The organism is Geobacillus sp. G4, from assembly GCF_040327975.1.
GTDB classification, from domain to species: Bacteria; Bacillota; Bacilli; order Bacillales; family Anoxybacillaceae; genus Geobacillus; species Geobacillus thermoleovorans.
This window is the reverse complement of record NZ_JBEPJY010000004.1, coordinates 163560-187893: the sequence shown is the minus strand read 5'-3', so window position 1 is coordinate 187893 and position 24334 is coordinate 163560. Positions and strand designations below refer to the sequence as shown.

The following is a 24334-nucleotide window of genomic DNA, read 5'->3' as shown; positions in this document are numbered from 1 at the left end:
CCCCTTCCCTCACGGATAGATCGGCAGGAAGCGGAGGCCCTCGGCCTCATCCCACCCCATCATCAAATTGAAGTTTTGCACCGCCTGCCCGGCGGCTCCTTTCATCAAGTTATCAATCACCGACACGACCGTCACCCGTCCCGTTCGTTCATCGTAGGCGAGGCCGATGTCGCAATAATTTGAGCCGTACACTTCTTTCGTCGCTGGAAACTGTCCAAGTTGACGGATGCGGACAAACGGCGAACCTTCATAACTTGTTTTATATAAATCTACCAAGTCGTTTGGCGAAAGCGGCTGTTTCGCCTTCGCATAAATCGTCGCCATAATGCCCCGTGTCATCGGAATCAAATGAGTGCTGAACGTAATCGGCTCCATCGCTTCATTCCACGTTTGCAGCGTTTGCTCAATTTCCGGAATGTGCTGATGGACGTTCACTTTATAAATTTTCACGTTTTCGTTTACTTCGGAAAAATGCGTCCCGAGCCCTGCTTTCCTCCCTGCTCCTGATACGCCGGACTTGGCATCGACGATGATCGAGCCCTCTTCAACAAGCCCTTCTTTTACAAGCGGCGCCAGACCGAGCAGCGTCGCCGTCGGGTAGCAGCCCGGGTTGGACAAGAGTGTGGCCCCGCGGATCGCCTCTCGGTTCCACTCCGTCAGCCCGTATACGGCGCGCGCCAAATATTCCGTCGGAGCCGCCGGCCGCCCGTACCATCGTTCGTACACCGCCCCGTCTTTCAAACGGAAATCGCCCGATAAATCGATCACGTTCACTCCCCGATCAACGAGCGCCGGCGCCCACTCCCCGGACACCCCGGGCGGCGTGGCGAAAAAGACCGCATCGTAACGGGAAAGCGCCTCGATGTCAAGTTTATGCAACACCGCACCATCGATATCACCAATGTGCGGGAAACTTTCCGATAAATGAATTCCGTCCTGCGACGACGAGAAAACATCGCAGCGGCTCACACACGGATGCCCGTATAGCAAGCGGAACAGCTCCGCCCCGCTGTATCCCGTCGCCCCGATAATGGCTGCGTTCATCAACCGTTCCCCCTCAACCGTATGCCTCATGTAGTTCTCATTATAATACTGTATAAAAATAAAATCAAATGTATATTTAATAATTTTTAAGGGATTTTCTTCTTTCTTGTCCCCCTATGTTCACCAGGCCCACGGGAAAACGAAAACCGCTTTGGCTCAGCTGCCGAAGCGCATTCTCTTGTCCATCCCCCTCATGCACTCAAGCGTAAAGCCTCTCACGGAAGATTCCACCAATGTTCAACAAGTTTTCAATTTTTCCACTATCCTTATATTGACTTCCCTCTTTTTTCCTATACACTTTTAAATAGCGACACATTTTATATAAGGTTGTGATCGGATGAACGAGGTTGAATCTCGTGAATGGCAGAAGTGGCTTACATCGCTCGGGCGCGATCTTCGCCTTGAGAAAGGAACGTACTTGTTTCAAGAAGGAGAAAAGGCGGACGAACTGTACTATATTCAATCCGGTAAAATCCAAATCAGCAAAATGGACATGAATGGACAGGAGCTTGCGTTGCGCATTTGCAGCGAAGGGGACTTGATCGGCGAGCTGACGCTCTTTTGCCCCGGCGCCCGCTACATGCTGACGGCGAAAGTGCTCGAAGACGGCGTTGTCTCTGCCATTCCGCGCGAGAGGCTCGAACAAGAAATCGCCAACCATCCAACACTGGCCGTCGAGTTCATGAAATGGATGAGCCTCCATTTCCGGAAAACGCAGACGAAGTTCCGTGACCTCATTTTGCACGGCAAAAAAGGAGCGCTCTATTCGACGCTCATCCGCTTGTGCAACAGCTACGGCGTGATGAAAGAAGACGGCATTTTGATCGACGTGCCGCTCACCAACCAAGAACTCGCCAATTTTTGCGGCACCGCCCGCGAAGTCGTCAACCGCATGCTCGGCGACTTGCGGAAAAAAGGCGTCATCTCCGTGCAAAAAGGAAAAATCTGCGTCCACGACTTGCAATATTTGCGCGACGAAATCTCCTGCGAAGGCTGTCCGCCCGAGCTGTGCCGCATCGACTGACAAAAGGGTGCGATTCAAAAGAAGGGGCTGACCCAAAAGCGTCATTCCTCTCAAACGAAATACAACATATTGCGCATGATTCATTGTTTCGTGGCGATATATGGTGATGAGCAAGGGTGTCCTGATCCTTTTGGGACACCCCCTTTGCTTGTTTCACAGCAAAAATTTCCCAAGAGGGATTCATGTCGTTTTCCCGTTTCTCCACATCCCTATCTGCACCAAACATCCTATCACACATAACTCCCCAACTTCCCGGCCTTTCTCGCCCAGCTCCATTGCGAACGAAGCACCATAGCGCCGGCCCCCATCCAAAAACAAGAAACAAACAAAGCGGGTACAAGCGCCGTCCAACCGGTGCGCATCCCATGCACGGCCCACGAGAGAGATGAAAAGAAATTTAGCACGTGGAAGACAGACGGAAGCAGTTTCGGAGAAAGGAAAAACCCCGAAAACATCAAATGGAATTCACACCCATTGAACATCACGCTTGTACAATAAAAAGCAATGCCGCCTAACCAAAAGAAAAACCCCAAACGGTCATTGATGCCTCCCGTTTAGGATTCGTTCAAGAATAAAGCACGATCATCGCGATGAAAAAGTACGCCGCGTTGGCGATTTCCAAAATGCCGAGTTTCATGATCGGCAGCGATTTGCCGTATAAATAGACGGCGCGGATGACGCTCGGTGTGTAGGCCAAGACGGCAAACGGCTCGCCGATGGCGATGAGGCCGACGATCAACAAGGCGTGGTAGCCCCATGACAGCCATTTGTACCGTTTGTTTTTCTTTTCGCGAATCATCGTTTTGACGTAAAACGTGCTGCCGAGGAAAAAGAGGAAGGAAAATAGGGCAAGTTCAAATGCTTCAAGCGTTAGCGCCCCGCGTCCGGCGTAAAAGGCGGCGAGGCCGCCGATGCAAAACGCCGCGATGGCGGCTACATCATTCCAAAAGGCGCGATCGTTCTTTTTCTTGCTGTAGTACGTGTTCACCAAGAAAAACGGCACCATGGCGAGCCCGAAGTAGAAAAGCGCCGGCTGTTGCCAAAGAGAGACGGCAAGCGCCGCGGCGGCGATGGCGCCATAGCGGGCGGCGGCGGGCACGTACGGCTCTTTCCGCTTCGTTTTCACCGCCATCAAGAGCGGATACGTCGCCAAATAGAGCGCAAGCCAGGCGACAAAGAGCGGCGCGTGAATCCACGAAAGCCCACCGGCGTACGCCCCGAGCCAAAACGGGATGATGAGCATCGCCCAGGCGCCGTGTTGTTTTGGCATCACCCATTTGCTTTTGTTCGCCATCCGTCTCATCCTCCGCTTACCGGTGGAATAAAGGCGACCGTGTCGCCGGCGTGAAGCGGCGCTTCGTCGCGGACATACTCCTCGTTGACCGCTGTCATGACGCGCCCGAGCGAGATGCCGTAGCGCTCTTCCACTTCGTCTTTCAGTTTTTTCACCGTTTCCGGAACATTCGGCCACATCACTTCCCGCTCGCCGATTTGCTCGCCCAAATGGGCGAAAAACAATAGACGGATCATTCTTCCTTCACCTCCGGTTTTCCGGACGGATACGCCGTTGTTTCCAACTGGTCGCCCACCCAGGCGCTTCCGTCCTCCCATTGCTCTTTTTTCCAAATCGGCACGATTTGCTTGATCCGCTCAATGGCATAGCGGTTCGCCTCATACGCTTCGGCGCGGTGCGGCGAGGAAACCGCGATGACGACGGCGATGTCGCTGATCTTAAGCCGCCCGATCCGGTGGGTGATGGCGGTTTTCGCCCCTGGCCATTTCTCCGCAATTTCCGCCCCGATTTGCGCGAGCATTTTCTCGGCCATCGACACGTACGCCTCATATTGCAAAAAGAGCGTCCTCTTGCCGTTCGTCCATTCGCGCACCGTGCCGGCAAAGACAGCGACCGCCCCCGCTTCCGGACGCATCACTTTTTTCATCACATCCTCGACCGAAATCGGCCGGTCGGTAATGGCAAACAACGGTTCTGTCATGTTCGTGTTCTCACCTCGTTCATGAGCCATGGAATATATTCGTCATCATCGGCCAGCGAAAACACCGGGTGCGCTAGCGGCCCTTCGAGCGGCTCCCAAGCGATGACGGCGCGAATGTTGGCGAGGTGCTGAAGCGACGCCCAATCTTCCCAAGTGCGGACGAGCACGACTTTCGGGTGCCGCTCTTGTTTGTAGCCTTCGACCAACACGAGATCGAGCCGAAGCGGCGCATAAAGCGCCAACACATCATCCAACCGCCACAACGGGCGGCGGAGATGAAGCTGCAAAAGCCCGTCTCCTTCCACCGCCGTTGCCACCGCCCCGGCCCGCTCATGGCGGACGGAATCGACGCCTTCCGGCCGCGCGGGCTCGCCGCCATGGCCGTGGTGCTTCACCGTCCCGACGCGCCATCCTTCCCGGACAGCGGCCGCCACCCATTTTTCCATAAGCGTCGTTTTGCCGCTATGTTTATAGCCGACGACTTGCCAGACGTTCATTCGCTTGACCCCTCATCGTCATCCAAAAGCCACACTTCCACCTCATCGCCAACCGCAAACCCTCTCGTTCCGCCCGGCAGCACCATCAAGGCGTTCGCAAAGGCAAGCGAGGTGACGATGTTCGACTTGTCCATGCCGACCGGCTTCACGACAAGCCGACCGTCAACCGCCTCGACCCGGCTGCGCACGAAGCGGGTGAACGGGTTCGGCTTCGGAAAATCGGCGCCAAGGGTGGCTTTCGCTTTTTTCAAATACGGCTTGGCCGAAAACAGCCGCGTGCGCACGACCGGGCGGACGAACAGTTCGTATCCGACATAGCACGCCGACGGGTTGCCCGACAAACCGAACAGCAGCTTGCCATTCCACTCCGCGACGGTCGTCACGCTTCCCGGGCGCATGGCGATTTTGTTAAACAAGACGTTCGCTCCGAGCCGCTCGTAGATGGCGGGGAAATAATCGAAATCCCCGACCGAGACCCCGCCCGTTGTAATGAGCATGTCCACTTGATCAAGCGCCTCGCGCACCGCATGAAAACACGCCTCGAGGTCGTCGGCAAGCTGGCCGAAATAAATCGGCTCGGCGCCGCTTTTGAGCACTTGCGCCTCGATCATGTAGGCATTGCTGTTGCGGATTTTTCCCGGCGCGAGCGGTTCCGAGACGTCGAGCAGTTCGCTGCCGGTCGCAAAAATGCCGATGCGCGGCTTTTTCGCCACCTTCACTTCAGCGTAGCCGAACGTCGCCAAGAGCGCCGCCACCCCGGGGTTGATGCGCGTTCCTTTTTCGACAAGCGGCTGCCCTTTTTTCGCATCTTCCCCTTGAAACGAAATGTTATCGCCAGGGCGGAACGGGCGTTTAATGACCATATACGTTTTTCCATCCCGCTCGTATTGTTTCGCGAGCTCCAACATGACGACCGCATCGCATCCTTCCGGAATTTGCGCCCCGGTCATCAGGCGCACCGCTTGAAACGGGCCGACAGGCTGCTTCGCCACTTGCCCGGCGCCGATCGTTTCGATCACTTCAAACTCGACCGGATGATCCAGCCCCGCTCCTTCGGAATCGGCGGCGCGAATGGCAAATCCGTCATACGGCGAGCGGTCAAACGGCGGCACATCATGGTCGGCGCATAAATCTTCCGCCAAATAGCGTCCGTACGACTGCCTTAGCGGCACGATCTCCTCTTCCCCTCTCCCGGCGTAACGCATCACCCGGGCGATGGCTTCCGCTACGGGAATGGGGGTTCGTCTTTCGACCAACGGTGTTCTCCCCTTTCTTTCCCTCACTCACTTCACTAAGCCCATTTTATCGCTTCATCACGATGATTGCCAATCTTGCAGCTGCTTGATCGATTTCGCCAACTTTTCGTCAACGACGGTGGCATCATCAATATGTTGCAAAATCATCGCCCGCTTTTCTCCGAACAAAGCGGACGACCGCTCCAACACGATGATTTCGTTTGTTCTATTGTACAGGAAAGAAGAGGAACACTGTTGTGATGTTGATCACATTTTGCTGTTGTCCGCTTTTTTTCGCTTGTGTGAGATGTATCACAACATTGACATAGAAAACAAGATATGCTGAAATTGCAACGATTTGACGATGGAGGGATCCCAAATGGAGCAACGGTTTACCGAGCAATCGTTAATTGGCGATATTGTCACAAAACTCCCGAAAGCAGCGGATTTGTTGAAAGCGCATCGCATTGACTTTTGCTGCGGCGGGCAGCGTCCGCTCAAAGAAGCCATTGAAGAACGCGGGTTGGATGGGGAAGAGCTCCTTCACCAGCTGAACGCCTTGTATAATGAAGCGCAACATAAGCCAACCAGAAACTGGAATGAAGCGCCGTTCGACGAACTCGTCGACCATATCATGAGAACGCATCACCGCTATTTGAACGAGGAACTGCCGCAGCTCAGCCCGTATGTCACGAAAGTATTGCGCGTTCACGGCATGCACCACCCGCATCTTTCCCGGGTGCATAAACTGTTTCATGAGTTAAAAATGGAACTCGAGCAGCATCTCATTAAAGAGGAAACAGGCGCGTTCCCGCTCATTTTGCAATTTGCTGACAACCCGTCGCCGGAAAACCGGGAGGCGGTCGAGCGGGCCATTCGCGAACTGGTCGATGAACATGACGCGGCCGGTGATTTGATCAAAGAAATTCGCGACATCACGAACGACTTCACCCCGCCGGAAGACGCGTGCGGCACATATCGGCTCGTCTACAACCGACTTGCGGCGCTCGAAGAAGATTTGTTTACACACATCCACTTAGAAAACAACATCCTCTTCCCGCGCGTGTTGGCGGCGGTGAAGATCTAAAGGAAGAAAGACGCCGATTCGCACTTCCAAAAACATAAATCAAAAACGGGATCGCTTCTTCGTATTGAAAGAGCGCTCCCGTTTTTTCTTCACCCTCCAATATACGACATTTCAATTTTCGGGCGCTGTTTCGCCGTCTCTGCCGTCCGTTCTTCCGAATAGCGGTCCGTCCGTTGGCTCCAGATGGCGGCAATCAGCGCCTTCAGCTCCTCTTTTCCCGCGCCGGCGCGCAGCTTGTCTTTGAGTGACACGCCTTGAGAGGCAAACAAGCACGTATACAGCTTGCCATCCGCGGAAATGCGCGCCCTTGTGCAGCTCCGGCAAAACGTTTCCGTCACCGAAGCGATAAAGCCGACTTCCACGTTCGTGCCGACGTAGCGATAGCGGCTCGCCACTTCGCCGAAGTACTCCTTTTCCACCGGCTCGAGCGGGTGCATGGCGTTGATTTGCTCATACATTTCTTTTTTTGTCACGACATGAGAGTAATCCCAGCCGTTCGTTGTGCCGACGTCCATAAATTCAATCAAGCGGAGCGGAATGCCCGAGTCTTTAAAGTACGCCGCCATCGGAACGATTTGCGAGTCGTTCCACCCTTTTTTCACAACCATGTTCACTTTCACGCCAAGCCCTGCCTCCTGTGCCGCTTCAATGCCTTTCAACACCGGAGCGACGCGGACGCCGACGCCGTTCATGTTGCGAAAAATGTCATCGTCCAACGCATCAAGGCTGACGTTGACGCGCTTCAACCCGGCCGCTTTCAACCGTTTCGCCCATTTTACTAAATGGATGCCGTTTGTCGTGAGGGCAATGTCCCGCAATCCGGGAATCATGGACAGCCGCTCAATGAGCGCATCAAGGTCGCGCCGAAGCAGCGGCTCCCCGCCGGTCAGGCGGACTTTTTCGACGCCAAGCTCGACAAAACATTCGGCCAAGCGCACCATCTCATCGACCGTTAATAGCTGATCTTCCGTCAAGAAGCGAAAATTCGGCCCGAACACCTCAGCCGGCATGCAATAGACGCAACGGAAATTGCATTGGTCGGTGACCGACAACCGCAAATCGCGAAGCGGGCGGGCAAGGCGGTCGGTGATCTTCATCCGGTCGCGCTCTTCCATGGCGCTCCCTCCTTTCCCTTTCATGGGCCGCGTGATTCTCAAACGGCCTGTTCCTCTATCATTGCAAACGGCTCAGTTTGGTCACACACGCCAATAAACTGAATGATAACCCGATCGTGACCGCCACCCATGCCCACGCCAGCTCCATCCGCCCCGACTCCATCGCCATATAGACCGCAGTCGGGATCGTTTGCGTTTTCCCTGGGATGTTGCCGGCAAACATGAGCGTCGCGCCGAACTCCCCGAGACTGCGGGCAAACGACAGCACGACCCCAGATAATAGCGCGTTTTTCGCAAGCGGCAGGGAAATATGCCAAAACACTTGGCGCTCATTCGCCCCATCGATGCGCGCCGCTCCTTCGATCGTCGGATCGACTGCTTCGAGCCCCGCTTTCGCCGCTTGGTACATGAGCGGGAACGACACGACAACAGCAGCCAGCACCGCTGCGCTGAAGGTAAACAGTACAGTTGTATGAAACCAAGTCTCGATCCACTGCCCGACCGGACTATGCCGGCCAAACAGCACAACAAGCAAAAACCCGACGACCGACGGCGGCAGCACCAACGGCAGCATAAACACCGTCTCAACGATCATCTTCCCTCGAAACCGGCGGCGCGCCATCCGCCTCGCTGCTGTCGTCCCAAGAATGGCGACGATCAAACCGGCGAGAAGGGACACCTTTATTGACAACCATACGGGTGACCAAAAATCCGTCATAGATAATGGGCCTCTCTTTGCATCGTCTCTATTCACTATACGAAACTGTTCAATTGCTTGCTGTGACACTGTTCACATTGATTGTATCATATGAGCAGGGAAATCTGGCTTAGAAAAATTTGTGACCATGTGCACAAAAATCGGCCAATGGTGATTTTTTTCACTCTGTTTCCACTGTGATGTTTTTAAAATAGAAATAGCTGAACAAATGGAGGTGTCCATCATGGAAGGACAAATCCGCAAAGCGTCGAACCGTGATTTTTCCCATTTGCGCGCTTTGCTGCAATCGTCCAAAAAAGTGATTCCGCTCTGCAAGCACTCGTTTTTGTTCCAAGAAGGGATGCCAGCCAATGAGCTGTACTTGATCCTTTCCGGCAAAGTGCAAGTCAGCAAAATTTGCCCGGACGGAAAAGAAATGTGCTTCCGCATTTGCGGAAGCGGAGAAATCGTCGGCGAGTTGACGCTGTTTACGAACGATCCGCGCTACTTATTGACCGCCAAAGTGATGGAATCGGGCGAAGCAGCGGTCATGGATAAGAATAAATTAGAGGAGCAGCTGCTCGTCAATCCAACTCTTGCTCTTGAATATATGCGCTGGATGAGCAAGCATGCCCGGCGAACGCAGACGAAGTTCCGCGATTTGATTATGAACGGAAAAAAAGGCGCATTGTATTCTACGCTCATTCGCCTTTGCAACAGTTATGGCGTCCCGCTTGAGGACGGGAGCATCTTCATCGACGTTTCGTTGAAAAACCAAGATTTAGCCAACTTTTGCGGCACGACGCGCGAAAGCGTCAATCGGATGCTCAACGCCTTGAAGCAGGAAGGGATCATCTCGATAAAGCGGGGAAAAATCACGGTCCATGACCTGAACTATTTGAAAACGGAAATCCAGTGTGAAGACTGTCCGGCGGATATTTGTTGCATTGAGTAAGCGGAGCGCCATGGCTAAGGGAAGAGAACGTCTACCCGATCGTTTCCCATGGCCAAAGCAACAACCAAGCCATTTTGGCGCGCTGATTGGAAGAGCGCCCGATCAGCCGTTGTTCGCGGCCTGCCGGACGCTCTCTTTTTTTTTTAAATGTGATGTGAATCACTTCTTTTTCTTTTCGCCGCGATATAATTAAGAATCATAAGGCTTTGGGAGGCATCAATCCCGTTTTGGGAGAACGGGATGTGGTCAATGCCCGCTCGCTTCCGTGCCGTCGTCTTCGCCGGTTTCAGTCACTTTCAGTATGGCGACGGCTCCTTTTTGTGCGTCATTGAACTGGTGAGTGACGATCGGATATGTTCCCGGTTTGGTGACGGTAAATTCGACGACCGCACCGCCGCTTGCCGGAAGCATCACCGTTTGCATCCCTTTCAGATGATTGTTCGGGTTGCCGTCAAGGTATACATCATCCAACACCGTCCCGACAACGTGGAACGAGCTCACTTCGTTCGGACCGACGTTGTTGACATACAAGCGGATTTTCTCACCGACTTTCGCAAGCAGCGGTTTTTCTTTCAGCGTAAACGTATCGCCGTTCGTATTCGGATCGCCAGGTTTGAGCGCCTTTGTCGAGAAGACGACGTAGCTTGGCACGCCGTTTTGGAAATCGTTCATATCGTTATATTTGTACCACTCGTTTTGGATAAGCACATATTCGCGGTCGACTTCTTGATCGGTCGGGTAGCCGTTTTTCGGCTTGACGATGATCACGCCGTGCATGCCGTTGGCGATATGTTGCAAGACCGGCTTTGTGCCGCAATGGTACATGAATACGCCAGGATTATTCGCTGGGTACGTAAACGTTCCCGATTTTCCTGGCATCACATCGATAAAGTCTTTTGATGGTGCGGCATGGACGGCATGGAAATCCATGCTGTGCGGGATGACGGGGTCCATGTTTTTCAACGTAAAGTGGATCGTATCCCCTTCATTGACGACGACGAGCGGTCCAGGCGCTTGGCCGTTGAATGTCCATGCCTTATACGTTTTTCCTTTGTCGATTTCAATGTCAGTAATTTGCGCCGTCATTTCGACGCGGACGTCATGCGGACCGATCCGTTCTAATTTTAACGGTACTGGCGCTTCGTTCACTCCTTTGTGCGCCGCTAACACGTCCGCGGCAGACTGTTGCGCTGACGTCCCATTTTTGTTTTCTGCCTGCGCCTCTCCTCCTCCGTTGTTGCTGCATGCTGCCAAAAGCGACGCAGCCAACGCAACTGACAACAACGTAGACACATTTCGTTTCACCGTTTTCTCCCCCTCCAGGTGATTTGATTTACACCTTCAGCGTACGCCATTTCTGCCTTTCCCCTAGTGATTTGTATCACCAAGGAGCGGCCATGTTTGAAGGGTTTGTGAAATAATGAGCAATAAATATTCGCAATGTAGCAACCGTAACGAATGTAGCCCTATTCACTAACAGAAAACGACCTTCCTCTTTGCGCATCGCCATTTTCCATCCTTTCGTTGGGCTTGCACCTCCGCAAACCAAAAAGAGGACAAAAGCGTACGCTTTTGTCCTCTTTGGATCTGGCATCGGATTTTACGATGCGTATCGCTTCGCCGGTTCGCCCGCTTTTTTGCCAAATACAAGCCGATTCAGCAAGAAGCAGATAAGGGTAAACAAGCTAAAAAGCAGAAAACCGAGCACATACGAACCTGTCGCATCTTTGATGATCCCCATGACAATCGGCGGGAAAAAGCCGCCGAGTCCTCCCCAAGCGCCGACAAGTCCGGTGACGGCACCCGTTTCCGCCGGGAACAGCTGCGGCACGAGCTTAAAGACCGCGCCGTTGCCCAGCCCGGACATCACGGCGACAAGCAGGCAAGCCGCTGTCATCACCCAAATGTTCCCCATTCCGAACGCGATCGCCAACGCGCCGATCGTCATACCGGCATACACAAACGTCAACACCCGTTCGGCACCAATTTTATCACCAAGATAGCCGCCGATCGGCCGCGCGAGCGTTGCGAGGACCGTAAAGCCCGCCGCGCGCATCCCGGCATCCACTGACGTCAACCCATACAAGTCAACGAGCAGCGACGGCAAGTAAATGCCAAAGGCGACAAACGCTCCAAACGTGACGAAGTAAAAGAGCGACAGCGTCCATGTATGTTTATATTTCAATACCGCCAGCGATTCGCGCACCGTTTTTTGGTGCTTCGGCTTCGGCATATCCGGTGTGAAAAACCAAACGAGAACGAGCATGATGACAACCGGAATGATCATCCCCCAAAACGCCCACGGCACCCCAAACGCCGCAGCAATCGACGGAACGGAAAACGTTGCGACCGCCGTGCCGAAGTTCCCCATCGCGTTGATCCCAAGCGCTGTCCCTTGCTTTTCCGGCGGGGTTAAACGCGACACGAACGTCACGGAAATGGCGAACGACGTTCCCGCCATGCCGATGAAAAACGCCCAAAACAGAAGCATCGCATACGAATCCGCAAACCCTGCGCCAACAAGCGGAATGATGAGAAACAGCAGCAGCAGCGAAAACAGCCTGCGCCCCCCGATCCGGTCCGTCCAAATGCCAAGCGGCAACCTCATGACCGAACCGAGCAAAACGGGAATGGCGACCAAAATGCTTTTTTGCGTCGACGTCAACCCGTACATTTGCTGAAACGTGCTGGCGAGCGGTGAAAAGACGGCCCACACGGCGAATGAAAACATCATGGCCAACGTTGTGATCGGCAGCAGCGCCTTTTGTTTGCTCATGAAAAGCCCCTCCCAAACTTTCAAAATTTGTGACTTTGTTTGTACTTCCATCATACGCAGGAGAAGGAAACGGATTTGTGAGGTTGATCACATTCTTGCCTGCTGTCACCATTTTGCCACAATCGTTGTCACGGTTTTGTCACATCCAAAAAAAGAAAAAGCCCGTCCCAAAAGGAACGGACACGATTTGGCAGAATGTTTTTCACATACGAACGATAAGAAACGCTGTTGGACGCACACATTTCGTCCGCCCCGTCTGCGGCAAACAGCTTGTTTTCTCACCCGCTCGCCCGTATCTCCTGCCTCATAAACAGCCAATACGCGATCGCAAAGCAGATGAGGGTGGCGGCAATGAGCGCGGTCGCTTGCGGCCAAATGAGCAATAAACTTTGCGAGAACGGCAACGGACCGGCGATGGCGCCAGCCGTCTGTTCAACGGTGACGATCCCTAGCGTCCGAACGTCCGGCGAAAGCAAGGCCGTCGTCGATTCATTGAACAAATAGCTCGGCGACAGCCTCATGAGGCCAAGCACCAACTCTTGACGCCCGACGGCCTGTTCGACGGACGTAATGGCGTCAGACTGCAAAAACGGCTTGGCAACTACTTCAACGACCATGGAGTAAAAAAGATTGAAAAACAGCCAAACGGCCATCGACGACAACGCCGAGGTCGCCGCCTGGCGGAAGACGACGGAAAACAAAATGCCGAGATTGAGCCAAAACGCGATATACACAAGACATAGCAACAAAAAGCACATGATGCGCGCAAACTCTTCGAAAGTAGGTGGAATCCCTAAAACCAAAATGCCCAATGCCGTCACAAGCAGGCCGAGCGAAAGAAACAAAGCGGCATTTAACAACAATGCAGCGACAAACTTGCCGTTGATCACATAATCGCGCGGAATCGGCTGCGCCATGAGCCGGCTTAACGTCCCCCGGTTCCGCTCCGAATTAATGGCGTCAAACCCGAGGGCGATGCCAAGAAGCGGCCCGAGAAAACTGACAAACGTCAAAAACGAAGGCAGTGTCCCGTCTGAGACGGTGAACAGTTTCAGAAACAAGTAAGCGCCTTTCGCGATTTCTTTCGCTTCTTCCGAAGAATCCAACGCGTCGCGAATCGTCGTCATCGCCGTATACAGCGACCCGAAGCAAGTGAGCAAGATGAGAGCGATCAAAATGATCATGCGCCAGCTCGTCAAATAATCGGCCAATTCTTTTTTGACAATGGCGGAAAACGCGCTGTTTCCCTTGACCGCTTCCGCCTTTTCACCGCGAACGCCGCTCCTCAATCGCCCGATCCATTCCCTCGCCGTCGCGGCTCGCCGTTCCCCCTTACTCGTTTTCATGCGAATCCCGCCCCTCAAAATAGCGATGATAAATCTCATCAAGCCCAAAATCCCGCCGGCTGAGATGGAACAACGAAGATCCTGATTCGATGATCGTTTTGCTGATGGCGGCGCTCACATCTGTTTGGCAGTATACATCCAATCCACGTTCTGTACGTTCGACCTTGCTGACGCCCGAAATGGCTTCGATTTTCGCCAGCAAACGGTCATCAAGCGGCGAGGCCATGACATGAATGACGTACGCGTCTTGCAAAAACAGCTGCTGCGCCAAGCGTTCGATATTCCCTTCGGCCAACAATCGGCCGCCGACAAACAAGCCGACCCGGTCGCAAATTTGCTGCACATGGTGCAATTGGTGCGAGGACAATAGAACGGTGATGCCTTCATGGCGGCTCAAATCGCGGATCAACCGGAGCAGCTCACGCACCCCCTCCGGGTCGATGCCCAACGTCGGCTCATCCAAAATGATCACTTCCGGGCGCTTCATCAACACATCGGCCAAACCGAGCCGCTGCCGCATTCCACGCGAATATTTTCCTGCTTTCTTATGAGCCGCATCAGTCAAGTCCACCTTCTCGAGCAGCTCCCACGCCCTCTTTTCCGCCTCGGCGCGGGGAATGCCGTTTAACGCTGCCGTATACAGCAAATTTTCCATCCCTGTCATATGATGATAAAATCCGACATCATCCGGCAAATACCCGACTTTCCGTTTGACGTCAATCGGATTTCGCACCGGATCGATCCCGCATACCCTCACCGTGCCGGACGTCGGCTCGGTGAGCCCGAGCATCATCAAAATCGTCGTCGTCTTTCCGGCCCCGTTTGGCCCGAGCAGGCCAAAAATCTCCCCTTTTTGAATCGAAAGCGACAAGTGGTCAACCACCCGATGGCCGCCGTATGTTTTGCAAAGGTTGTCGAGCTCGATAATCGCCGCTGTCTCCATCTTTACCTCCTCCCGTACGTTTTCACCAAATAGTAAAGTCCGCCTGCCACTCCCGCGATGATCAATACGGCTACAACCCCCCAAACGGTCGACGTTTTGACCGAGACACGAAACGCCGCTTCAGACGACGTTTCCGCCGTTTGCGCCTGGAAGTTGACGACGTAATCCCCGGCAATCGCTTCATCTGACGCTTTCACTTTCGCCTTGACGGTTTTCGACTGGCCGGGATTCAGCTGAGCGATCGTGCTTTGATCAAATTCCACATCCCAATCAGGCGGCGCATCGGCCGTCATATTGATGTCCAAGAGCGGAGCGCTTCCGGTGTTTTTAACGACAAGGTCAACCACCCGTTCATGCCCCGCCGTCACATCGGTGCTTAAGTTTCCTGACGGCGTCGTCAGTTTGAGCGCATACGTGCCCGTAATGACCGCTTCTAACGCCAGCTCAGCCGACGTATCGCTCGTTTGCGCTTTGATCGGGATTTTGTACGTGCCCGCTTTCACATTTTCCGGCGGTTTGACCTCGACGGTAATGTCTCTCGACTCATTCGGCTCGAGTTTCACCGATGTAACGGAATTGCCTTCCGATTTGAACGTCACTTGCCAACCTTTTTCCGCCGCCGAACTTAACGCGTAATTTTGCGTCTTGGCGGTTCGGTTTTTCAGCGTGACATCATACGTGAAGCTCGAATCAGCGTGCCCCTCGAGGTTTGTTTGTTCCGACGTCAGTTCGGTTTTAAATGACCCTTGTTCCGTCACGCGGACAAGCAGCGGCAATTTCGATGAACCACTGTCCCCTTTCGCGACGAGCCAAAAGCGGTAATCCCCCTTGTCGACATCCAGCGGCACGGTCACTTCCAACGTGACCTCTTCTTCTTTTCCGCCTCGGACGGACAGCTGCTCAATCGTTCTCCCCTCAGCGGTAATCGAAGTCGACCATCCTTTCGGCAGGTGGTCAAACGAGAAGGTGACGTTTTCAATGTTGGAACCGTTGTTGATGACATTGACCGTATAGTCGATTGTTTCCCCCGGCGTCACGGAAAGCCCGGTGTATGGCGTGAAGAGAACAACACCGCTTGCCGCCGATGCCGGGCGGATCGGAAGAAGAAGCGAAAAGAGAGTCAAGATCATGGCGAACATCATGATGATCCTGCTTTGCACGACATTCACTCCCTCCTTCTGTTTTCACTTCGTATACGCCAGAAATGGATCAATGGATTTGTTTTGCAGGAGAAAAATTCAGTTGTAGAATAGATGCAGAGCAACCATTCCAAGCATGCGTCGGGAGGTGGGCAAGATGGAAGACCGACGGAAAGACCTCGAACTGCTCGAGAAGATCGCCGAAGGCTCGCGCGCCGCCTTTGACCGTTTTTACGAAAAATACGCTCCGATGGTCTATCATATCGCTCTTCGGATCGTCGGCGACGAGGTGGAGGCGGAAGATGTCAGCCACGATGTGTTTCTCGAAATCTTGCAAAAACCGCATCAATTCGACCCGAAACGGGGAAGCGTTCAAGCCTTTCTTGCCGTGAAAACGAAAAGCCGGTCGCTCGACCGCCTGCGCAAGAAACGGGACCTTTTAGTGAGCCGCCTTGAGGAAGCGGCTTTAACAGAAAAGGGGGCGGAATTTGATTTTCTCCGCCAACTGGAACAACAAGTCATCATAGACGCTTTAACCCATCTCCCCGAGGAGCAGCGGCAAGCCATCATTCACTTTTACTTTCATGGGGAAACACAGCGGGAAATCGCCGCCGCGATGAACAAACCGTTAGGCTCCGTCAAGTCGCTCATCCGCTACGGCTTGCGCAATTTGCGGAAACAAAAAGAGCTGTTCCACTGGATGGGGGCTGGCAGAGGTGAAGAACAGCATGAAGCATAGCCATATTTCGGAAGCAAAAATCGTGGACTGGCTGTTAGGCATGCTGCCAGAGCAAGAAAAAGAAGACGTGTCCAACCATCTAAAGCAGTGCCTTGAATGCCAACGCTTGCTTGAAGCGTGGAAAAACATCGGGCTTAAGGAGGAAGCCCAATATGAAGCACCTCCCCTTTCTCATAAAGAGCGAATTTGGGCCCAAGCAGAAGCGCAAAAACAAACGAAGCGGATGCGGCGCGGTCTCCGCATGGCAGGCGGGTGGATCGGTGCAGCTTTGGCCGTTTTCCTTTTCACCTTGCGCCTTTCCGCTCCCAGCGACGGACCAGCCGCTTCCCATGACCGATCGGATGAGCCATATCGATACCAGATTGTCAAACAACATACCGACATTCCGATCGAGCGAATCATCCATAATCCCAAAACGAAACAAATTCCGATTGAGCCATCGGCGCTCTTTCAACAGATGGACGGCACGATTTGGCTCAATGACGATACGAAGGAAATGTTGATGGAAATTGAAGGGCTGCCGCCGTTTGCGGCCCGCGATTATCAATTGTGGATCATTTACACCAACAACGAGGTCAAAGGGGAACTGTTGACGATCCGCCACGGAGCGGCGCGCATTTTGATCACCGGCGAGGATGTCAAACAGTTCAAGCAAATTAAAGCGAGCCTCGAACCAAAAGGGGGAAGCGCGGCGCCGACCGGGCCCGAGACCTTTATAGTCGAGTTGAACCACGAATGATCTTTCAACAAAAACGGGGAAGGGCGCCTGCTCCTTCCCCGTGTGTTTTGAACACACATCCAACATCCGCCGCATGCGCCCGGACAACCGTCTCACGAACGCCGCAGCGCCGTCATTTTAAGCAGCCGTTTTTCCCCGCCCTCTTACCGTTGGCTTTGCTCTTTTGTCCGCAGCGCCTTTGGAATGTAAACACAATACGGCTCGCTTTCCAAATAGTCGCCCGTTACAGCGTAAGCGCGTGAACGAGAGCCGCCGCACACATATCGGAACTCGCAGACGCCGCATTTTCCTTTATATTTGTCCGGATTGCGCAAGTCTTGGAAAATCGGCGAGTGTCGGTAAATGTCCGCCAGCGGCGTTTCCCGGACGTTCCCGGCTTTGACCGGCAGCAGCCCGCTCGGATAGACGTCGCCAATATGGGAAATAAAGACGAAACCGTTGCCGTCGTTTACTCCTTTCGGCGCGCGGCCGAGCCCGTCGACTTGTCCGGTCAACCCTTGGTTCAACACATCTTCGTAACGGATGCCGCCTTTTGTCGCTTTTCCTTCGCGCATTTTCGCCTGCAGCACAACGCGGCGGTAATGCTGGCCGGCTGTCGTTTTAATGTCAAACGGAACGCGCTTGCTCGTTTCATACAACCAGCGGAACACCCGCTCATGCTCGATGGGGGAAATCATGTCCTCCTCCTTCCCCCTGCCTGTCGGCACAAGGAAAAAGACGCTCCAAAGGACGCATTTCAGCTTCTCAACCAATTCCGCCATTTCATCAAGCACATGAACGTTGTATCGCGAAATGACGGTGTTGATTTGCACGGGAATGTCGAGCTCATGCAAGTATTGAATCGCACGGATCGTCAAATCAAACGAGCCGCTCACGCCGCGGAAATGGTCGTGAATCTCGGCGTTCGGCCCGTCAAGGCTGAACGCCCAGCGCGACAGACCGACCTCTTTTGCTTTGCGGATCGCCTCTTTCGTCACGTTCGGCGTCGCGCTTGGCGTCATTGACACGCGCAGCCCTTTATCGATCGCATATTTCGCTAAATCGTACACATCCGGACGCATGAGCGGATCGCCGCCCGTAAAGACGAGCATCGGCTGATCCATCTCGTAAATCTCATCGATCAGTTTTTTCCCTTCCTCAAACGTCAACTCGCGCGGATCGCGATGGTATTGCGCTTCAGCGCGGCAATGAAGGCACTTGAGTTGGCACGCCCGTGTCAACTCCCAAATGACGATAAACGGGTTTTTATTGAAATCGTGCATCCAATTCCCTCCTTGGCCTCCATTGTACCGCAACATTCAGGCGCGTTATGTGATATCGATCACATCCACAGCAAAGCCACAACAGAGGGCGATCGTACCATGGGCGAAGATGACAGCCATCTGAACAGGCGGTATAATATATTGACCCGCCATACGCCCAAAAAGTAAAGGAGTGGATGAAAATGAATAAAGTCTTTCGTTTGCGCGTAGAAGATCTAGAACAGGAAAAAGAGAAGGCGGTCAAACAAGCCGAAAAACAAAAAGCCATCGAAATCGCGAAAAACTTGCTTGACGTTCTGCCTATTCACGAAGTCGCGAAACGAACGGGGCTGACCGTCGCCGAAGTAGCGGACCTGGCGAAGGAAATGGACCAAAATCAACCCCCAGTCCAATGACGCAAAAGAGCCGAGGCCGTACGGTTCTTTTTTTTCGCACTGTTGCCGTTTCATAAAATTCAAGGTCATCATCAAAAGGTGCACTTGACCTTTTATTGACAGTTATTGTACAGGCGAAATCATTTTTCACTTGCGTATCATGAGCGTCTTCCTGCATCAAGTGCATTTTATGGTGAAAAGCCGGGAAAAAGAACCATTTCGTGGTCAAGGATGGCTCTTCTGATTGAAAAAAGTATATGCTGTGTCTCCTTCGGCCACAATTCCCCCTTCACCGGTACTCTCCCTCCGTATTGACATTGCGCCATACGGTTTCATCCGCGGCAAGCTGTTGGGCGTCAACATAGCGGACGCGGGCGCCGTCAATAAGCGAGATCATCCGCCGTTCGCCGGCGTCAAGCAGCTCGGCGATCACGGAACGAAGCCGACGATGGTATAGAGCGACCAATGGCTCTGGGCGGCCGCCATAGAGTGGAACGATGGCGTCAAACGTCGGATCGATATAGGAAGCAAGCCGCTCCGCCACTTCCCGCCGCATGTACGGCATGTCGCACGGCAGGACGAACACCCAGTCGGCTCGGCTCTGTTCCATGACGGTGTAAAGGCCGGCAAGCGGCCCACAGCCGCGGCAGCGCTCCACATCGAGCAGCACCGGGATGTCCGTTTGCCGGCGGAATTCATCGATAAGCGACGGGTGGCTGACGATGTACAATTCATCGGCGACGGATCGCAGCGCCGCGACGGACCAAGTGAAAAACGGAGCTCCTTCGTGCAACGCAAACGCCTTCGGCCGCCCAAACCGGCGCGACTGGCCGCCGGCGAGCACCGCTCCGGCAATCGTTTGTTTCATCATGCTTCCCCTTTCCGGACATCCATCGTTTGTTTTTACCGTACCATACCAACCGGCGAAAAAAAAAAGATTTCCGCCTGCAGACGGAAATCCCAATGGAGCGGATGATTTATTTTTTGCCGATGGCCACCCGCCATACGTCCGGCCCTTCCTCTAAGTACTCCCATGTAAACTGATCCGGACGCTCCATCATGAATTGGTATTGCAACGGACGCGGGTCATGGTCATTCGTCAGCTCCATCACTTCCCCCGGCTTCAAACTGTCAAACAGCCGAAAAATTGCCGGATGGCGGTCGCGCGGCGGATAGTCCGGGGCGTGGATTTTGGCGGCAAATTGGTTCATAACATTGGCCTCCTTTGTAGTATAATGAATTATATACTTTATCATAACCGCTTGAACCTTGGGGGGTAGTGACGAGCGTCACAGCCCGAAGGTGAACATGTTCAATCCCCATGAAAGGAGAAATGGCGGTTGGAAGAGCTTGTTGGCTTTTGCGCGCAATGCGGCAAGCCGATCCATTGTCTGCATGGGTTTTTAAACGGCGTCGTCAGCCGAGAAACAGAGACGTTGTACTGCTTTCCATGCTATGACAAGCAAAAGGAAACCGAACACACCACGCCGGACAAATGCCACAAGTGATTGAAAACGTTCACAAATGAAAGGGGGGCTGACCCAAAAATCCGCTAAAAAGCGGACTTTTGGAGCCAGCTCTTTCTTTATTAAGTAAGCCGTGTATTGATCATGAACGATTCCGAATCAAACCCTTTTATTTATAAGGAAATTCAATTTTCGTCAAAACAATGTCGCTGTCGGGATTAACATGACCGTACAGGCTAAAACGCGCTCCTTTTCCTGGATGGATGCAAAGCGACAATGACACAAAACGTTATGTTCAAATTTCTGTGAATCATTTATAATATGAATGGGAAACGATGATCCTCGTTTGTTCTGCGCTACAATCCCATCCCTTTCCTCAACCACTTACTCTACACGTTCGTTTCCCCCAATCCTTAAAAGAAAGGAGCGATTCATCATCACCCACTTTTTCATGGCTACTATATAAGAAGGGAGGATTTTCCTTGGAAGCGATATTGAACCAAATTTTGGACAAGCTCCAAATGATCGAACATGAAGTAAGCGATATCAAAACAAACATGGCAACGAAACAAGAGCTTGAAGAAGTGAAGCATAGTTTCACAAAAGAGTTCGAAGATATTAGAACCAACATGGCCACTAAACAAGAACTCGAAGAAGTGAAGCATAGTTTCACAAAAGAGATCGAAGACATTAAAGCCAACATGGCTACCAAGCAGGAGCTTGAAGACATCAAAGCCAACATGGCCACCAAGCAAGAGCTTGAAGACATCAAAGCCAACATGGCTACCAAGCAAGAACTTGAAGACATCAAAGCCAACATGGCTACCAAGCAAGAACTTGAAGACATCAAAGCCAACATGGCTACCAAACAAGAACTTGAAGACATCAAAGCCAACATGGCTACCAAACAGGAGCTTGAGGACGTAAAGAACAACCTAATGAAAGAATTAGATCATGTCAAAGCCAATATGGTCACGAAGCAAGAGTTTGTTTTCGTCCAACAAGCAGTGCTTGAAACAAATGAAATCGTTAAGAAAATAGAACAAAACATGGAAAAGCACGAACGGATTTTAGATCTTCTTTCTAGGCGTTCGATTGAACAAGAAGCGGCAATTTCCAGCATTCGTCTTATTAAGGCACCATAAGCAAGGAGAGAGCATCCCTCCCTACCTTTCTTAGGTGTGGCCGCCTTTTATAGTAAGGAAGAAACGTCTCCATCGGAATGCGCTTGGCGATTTCGTAAACTACATGAGCCATATGATCCAATGGAATGATATCGCTTGGCAACGTGAGGTGATCCACGGTACACTCTTCAAAAATATGATGATGTGTCATAAAAGAATCGCTCCTTTTTCGGTGATAGTGGTTTATGGTGACTCTATTCTGCCAGAAAACGAACGATTCTCTTCTATATTTCGTGTAAAAACGGGCTAATCCCAAAACGCATTCGCGTTTTGGGTCAGCCCGTTTTTGTTATTCTTCCTCCGCCAAATTCGCCACCGGCAGCTCTTCCCCTTCGCCGTGAGTTGGTTTGCGCAAATGGAACATCGCTTTGATGGCAAAGACAAGCAAGGCGGCGACGCCGATCAAAAAGATCGTATCCGGAACAAAGCGGACAAGCAGCAAGTTTTGTACGACGTCTTGTTGCAAGAACGAAGGCGAACGGGACGCCCAATAGCCGTGTTCAAACGCTTCTTTGATTTGCAGCACCCCAACCGGGAGAAGCGTGATGAGAACCATGCCAGCCAGGCCGATGTTCAGCATCCAGCAAGAGAATTTCAGCCATTTGTCGTTCCATGCTTCCGGTTTGACGATGTTGCGCAGCGAATAAAGGAGCACGGCGATCGCAAACATGCCATACACGCCCATCATCGCCGCATGGCCGTGGGTCGGCGTTAAAAACTGCCCGTGTTCAAAGTAGCTGACCGCCGGCAAGTTGATGAGGAAACCGAACACGCCAGCGCCGACCAAATTCCAAATGGCGGTTGAAATCAAGAACCAGAATGTGGCCTTGTACGGGAAGTTGACCCCGCCGTCGCGCATCATTTTGTACTGCTCATACGCTTCCAAAATAAGGAGCGTGAGCGGAATCACTTCGAGCGCCGAGAACACCGCGCCAAGGGCGATCCAAATTTCCGGTGAACCGTTGTAGTAATAGTGGTGGCCGATGCCGATGACACCGCTGCCTAGTAAAATCGTAAATTGAAAATAGAGAGCCCGGACCGTCGATTTTTTCGTTACGAGCCGCAATTGAACGAGCAAGAACCCGATGACAACAACGGCGAACACTTCAAAAATGCCTTCCACCCACAAGTGGATGATCCACCAGCGCCAGAAGTCAGCCATCGTAAAGTTCGTATCCGGCTCGATAAAGAACGCGAAGATGTAAAAGAACGGAACGGCGATGGCCGAATAAAACAGCAAGTGGATGAGCCCGCCTTTGTCGCTTTCTTGCTTCAGCCCGCGTTTGACGCCGCGGAAGACGATGACCAGCCAAAGCAGCATGCCCACGACTAAAATGATTTGCCAAACGCGGCCTAGCTCAATGTATTCCCAACCTTGGTGGCCAAACAGGAACCATTCGTTTCCTAAATAGCCGTTGACGCCGAGCCATTGGCCGATCATGCTGCCGGCGACAAGGACGACAAGCGCCCAAAAGAGCAGATCGACGAGCAGCCCTTGCTTTTTCGGCTCTTGCCCGCCGACAAGCGGGGCGATGAAAATCCCCATACCAAGCCAAGCGGTGGCAATCCAAAAAATCGCCAGCTGCAAATGATACCCTTTGGCGATGTTAAACGGCAATAGGTCATGGATCCATTTGATGCCAAAGAAGCTGTCCGGTTCCGTATAGTAGTGGGCGAGCAGCGCCCCGAACATCGTTTGGACGAAAAAGAGCGCCGATACAACGACGAAATATTTGCCCGCTTTCACTTGCGACGGAGTCAGCGGCTGCCGCCGCAAATCGATGACTGGAAACTTCCCTTCTGCATACGCTTCTTGCATGCTTAACTGATAGCGGTGGAACACATACAAAATGATCCCGATGAACAAAATCAAAATCGTGACGCTCGCGCCGCTCCACCATACCGCGGAAAACGACATCGTATTGCCGGCGTCCTCATAGTACGGCCAGTTGTTCGTATAGGTGATGTGGTCGCCAAGTCTTGGCGTGCTTGACAGCCAAGCGGTCCAGAAGAAAAAGTCGGCAATTTGCTTGATTTGGTCGCCGTCCGCGACCCAAGCACGGCCTGATTTTGGCATGTCGCTTTCTTTGATCAATCCTTTTTTCAATCCCCAACCATCGCCATTGGTGAACACGTCGCGGTAATAGTCGCGCACTTTTTCCAACCCGTATACTTGCGCATCTGTCAGGACGAGAACATCCGTAACCGGGTTGTAGCGATTTTTTCGCATTTCCTTGATGACTTGTTCGCGGATGATCGTTTTCTCATCGGCGGTTAAATCGGCAAACGGTTTGTGATACCGCTCTTTTGCTTTGTAATCTTGCATGCCTTCCGTATAAATTTTCAACGCTTCCGCCGTATAGTCCGGCCCCATATACGACCCATGCCCAAGCACGGTTCCGTAATCCATCAGCCCGTATTTTTGGAAGACGGCCTGCCCGCCGATGATCGTTTCTTTCGTCATCAACACTTGGCCGTCTTCACTGCGCACTTCCTTCGGCCTCGGCGCCATTTCTTTAAAAATCCAATATCCGCCGACAAGCAGGACGGTAAAGCTGATCACAATAGTGAAAATGAGAATCGATTTGAGAAAACTGTTGGTCGTTTGCCGCCCCGGCCGCATGTTGGGGCGAACGGATCGATGAACTTCCATATGAGCCAACCTCCTTCTCGTTTGTTCGCCCCCATTGTAGCGCGCTGATCGTTCGGCGGTTTGTG

The 24334-nt window shown here is 52.7% G+C and carries 24 protein-coding genes and 1 pseudogene; 8 read left to right on the top strand and 17 right to left on the bottom strand.

All coding sequences use genetic code 11. The annotated features are described in order from the left end of the window. Window positions 1-9: 9 nt before the first annotated feature. On the bottom strand, window positions 10-1044 hold the full coding sequence (argC, locus tag ABS784_RS07000; protein WP_352511911.1) for an N-acetyl-gamma-glutamyl-phosphate reductase: 1035 nt from the start codon (window positions 1042-1044) through the stop codon (window positions 10-12). A gap of 337 nt (window positions 1045-1381) precedes the next feature. Here argC and ABS784_RS06995 point away from each other — a divergent pair, with 337 nt between their 5' ends. Then, window positions 1382-2068 (top strand): Crp/Fnr family transcriptional regulator, encoded by a 687-nt coding sequence (locus ABS784_RS06995; RefSeq protein WP_352511909.1) that lies wholly within the window; start codon window positions 1382-1384, stop codon window positions 2066-2068. Window positions 2069-2633: 565 nt separating this feature from the next. Here ABS784_RS06995 and ABS784_RS06990 read toward each other — a convergent pair. Genes ABS784_RS06990 through ABS784_RS06970 form a run of 5 tightly spaced genes read right to left on the bottom strand, consistent with a single transcriptional unit; the run spans window position 2634 to window position 5815 of the window. Beyond that, on the bottom strand, window positions 2634-3362 hold the full coding sequence (locus ABS784_RS06990) for a YwiC-like family protein (protein WP_352511907.1): 729 nt from the start codon (window positions 3360-3362) through the stop codon (window positions 2634-2636). Window positions 3363-3367: 5 nt separating this feature from the next. Then, window positions 3368-3598 carry a molybdopterin converting factor subunit 1 gene (gene moaD / locus ABS784_RS06985; protein ID WP_023633820.1) on the bottom strand — a complete coding sequence of 77 codons (231 nt, stop codon included), beginning with the start codon at window positions 3596-3598 and terminating at the stop codon, window positions 3368-3370. After that, window positions 3595-4062, bottom strand: a complete 468-nt coding sequence (locus ABS784_RS06980; protein WP_021321986.1) for a molybdenum cofactor biosynthesis protein MoaE — start codon at window positions 4060-4062, stop codon at window positions 3595-3597. Before ABS784_RS06980 ends, moaD begins: the two co-directional genes overlap by 4 nt. Then, entirely contained in the window at window positions 4059-4559 is a 501-nt protein-coding gene (gene mobB, locus ABS784_RS06975) for a molybdopterin-guanine dinucleotide biosynthesis protein B (protein ID WP_021321985.1), read from the bottom strand. The genes ABS784_RS06980 and mobB overlap by 4 nt, the downstream gene beginning before the upstream one ends. Further along, on the bottom strand, window positions 4556-5815 hold the full coding sequence (locus ABS784_RS06970) for a molybdopterin molybdotransferase MoeA (protein WP_352511904.1): 1260 nt from the start codon (window positions 5813-5815) through the stop codon (window positions 4556-4558). Before ABS784_RS06970 ends, mobB begins: the two co-directional genes overlap by 4 nt. A 358-nt stretch (window positions 5816-6173) precedes the next feature. Between ABS784_RS06970 and ric the strand changes: the two genes are divergently transcribed. Beyond that, window positions 6174-6881: an iron-sulfur cluster repair di-iron protein gene (gene ric, locus ABS784_RS06965; protein WP_352511902.1), complete on the top strand. Its 708-nt coding sequence runs from the start codon at window positions 6174-6176 to the stop codon at window positions 6879-6881. 89 nt (window positions 6882-6970) lie between these two features. On the opposite strand, the gene moaA is transcribed toward ric, so the two are convergent. After that, window positions 6971-7996, bottom strand: a complete 1026-nt coding sequence (gene moaA / locus ABS784_RS06960) for a GTP 3',8-cyclase MoaA (RefSeq protein WP_352511900.1) — start codon at window positions 7994-7996, stop codon at window positions 6971-6973. A 58-nt stretch (window positions 7997-8054) separates the two neighbouring features. Next, window positions 8055-8714, bottom strand: a complete 660-nt coding sequence (gene modB / locus ABS784_RS06955; RefSeq protein ID WP_066231099.1) for a molybdate ABC transporter permease subunit — start codon at window positions 8712-8714, stop codon at window positions 8055-8057. 208 nt (window positions 8715-8922) lie between these two features. On the opposite strand from modB, the gene ABS784_RS06950 reads away from it, so the two are divergent. Then, window positions 8923-9648: a Crp/Fnr family transcriptional regulator gene (locus ABS784_RS06950; RefSeq protein ID WP_407067055.1), complete on the top strand. Its 726-nt coding sequence runs from the start codon at window positions 8923-8925 to the stop codon at window positions 9646-9648. A gap of 246 nt (window positions 9649-9894) precedes the next feature. Here the strand turns inward: ABS784_RS06950 and ABS784_RS06945 are convergent, their stop codons facing one another. From ABS784_RS06945 to ABS784_RS06925, 5 genes are all read right to left on the bottom strand, one after another. After that, window positions 9895-10953: a multicopper oxidase domain-containing protein gene (locus ABS784_RS06945; RefSeq protein ID WP_352511895.1), complete on the bottom strand. Its 1059-nt coding sequence runs from the start codon at window positions 10951-10953 to the stop codon at window positions 9895-9897. A gap of 295 nt (window positions 10954-11248) precedes the next feature. Further along, window positions 11249-12424 carry an MFS transporter gene (locus ABS784_RS06940; RefSeq protein WP_352511893.1) on the bottom strand — a complete coding sequence of 392 codons (1176 nt, stop codon included), beginning with the start codon at window positions 12422-12424 and terminating at the stop codon, window positions 11249-11251. A gap of 278 nt (window positions 12425-12702) precedes the next feature. After that, window positions 12703-13770, bottom strand: coding sequence for an ABC transporter permease (locus ABS784_RS06935; protein ID WP_352511891.1), 1068 nt, complete (start codon window positions 13768-13770; stop codon window positions 12703-12705). Continuing rightward, window positions 13757-14713 carry an ABC transporter ATP-binding protein gene (locus ABS784_RS06930; RefSeq protein ID WP_352511889.1) on the bottom strand — a complete coding sequence of 319 codons (957 nt, stop codon included), beginning with the start codon at window positions 14711-14713 and terminating at the stop codon, window positions 13757-13759. The genes ABS784_RS06935 and ABS784_RS06930 overlap by 14 nt, the downstream gene beginning before the upstream one ends. Window positions 14714-14715: 2 nt before the next feature. After that, window positions 14716-15882 (bottom strand): COG1470 family protein, encoded by a 1167-nt coding sequence (locus ABS784_RS06925; protein ID WP_352511888.1) that lies wholly within the window; start codon window positions 15880-15882, stop codon window positions 14716-14718. Window positions 15883-16009: 127 nt separating this feature from the next. On the opposite strand from ABS784_RS06925, the gene ABS784_RS06920 reads away from it, so the two are divergent. Beyond that, on the top strand, window positions 16010-16591 hold the full coding sequence (locus tag ABS784_RS06920; protein ID WP_023633802.1) for a sigma-70 family RNA polymerase sigma factor: 582 nt from the start codon (window positions 16010-16012) through the stop codon (window positions 16589-16591). Next, window positions 16581-17330: an anti-sigma factor domain-containing protein gene (locus ABS784_RS06915; RefSeq protein ID WP_352511885.1), complete on the top strand. Its 750-nt coding sequence runs from the start codon at window positions 16581-16583 to the stop codon at window positions 17328-17330. The genes ABS784_RS06920 and ABS784_RS06915 overlap by 11 nt, the downstream gene beginning before the upstream one ends. A gap of 143 nt (window positions 17331-17473) precedes the next feature. Here the strand turns inward: ABS784_RS06915 and ABS784_RS06910 are convergent, their stop codons facing one another. Continuing rightward, the gene (locus tag ABS784_RS06910; RefSeq protein WP_352511883.1) at window positions 17474-18592 is read right to left on the bottom strand and encodes a TIGR04053 family radical SAM/SPASM domain-containing protein; all 1119 of its coding nucleotides are present in this window, start codon (window positions 18590-18592) and stop codon (window positions 17474-17476) included. Window positions 18593-18729: 137 nt separating this feature from the next. Here ABS784_RS06910 and ABS784_RS06905 point away from each other — a divergent pair. Beyond that, window positions 18730-18987: pseudogene (locus ABS784_RS06905) on the top strand (transcriptional regulator); the annotation flags it as partial. Between the two features lie 268 nt (window positions 18988-19255). Here ABS784_RS06905 and ABS784_RS06900 read toward each other — a convergent pair. Both ABS784_RS06900 and ABS784_RS06895 read right to left on the bottom strand, forming a co-directional pair. Further along, window positions 19256-19837: a molybdenum cofactor guanylyltransferase gene (locus ABS784_RS06900; protein ID WP_352511881.1), complete on the bottom strand. Its 582-nt coding sequence runs from the start codon at window positions 19835-19837 to the stop codon at window positions 19256-19258. A gap of 106 nt (window positions 19838-19943) precedes the next feature. After that, on the bottom strand, window positions 19944-20177 hold the full coding sequence (locus tag ABS784_RS06895) for a DUF2249 domain-containing protein (RefSeq protein WP_013523134.1): 234 nt from the start codon (window positions 20175-20177) through the stop codon (window positions 19944-19946). A gap of 129 nt (window positions 20178-20306) precedes the next feature. On the opposite strand from ABS784_RS06895, the gene ABS784_RS06890 reads away from it, so the two are divergent. Both ABS784_RS06890 and ABS784_RS06885 read left to right on the top strand, forming a co-directional pair. Next, complete coding sequence (locus ABS784_RS06890; protein WP_021322324.1) at window positions 20307-20474, top strand: hypothetical protein; 168 nt, start codon at window positions 20307-20309, stop codon at window positions 20472-20474. Between the two features lie 440 nt (window positions 20475-20914). Beyond that, window positions 20915-21577, top strand: coding sequence for a hypothetical protein (locus tag ABS784_RS06885; RefSeq protein ID WP_352511880.1), 663 nt, complete (start codon window positions 20915-20917; stop codon window positions 21575-21577). 328 nt (window positions 21578-21905) lie between these two features. Here the strand turns inward: ABS784_RS06885 and ABS784_RS06880 are convergent, their stop codons facing one another. Next, a complete protein-coding gene (locus ABS784_RS06880) occupies window positions 21906-24269 on the bottom strand; it encodes a nitric-oxide reductase large subunit (RefSeq protein WP_031212676.1) in 2364 nt (787 codons plus the stop codon). Window positions 24270-24334: the final 65 nt, after the last annotated feature.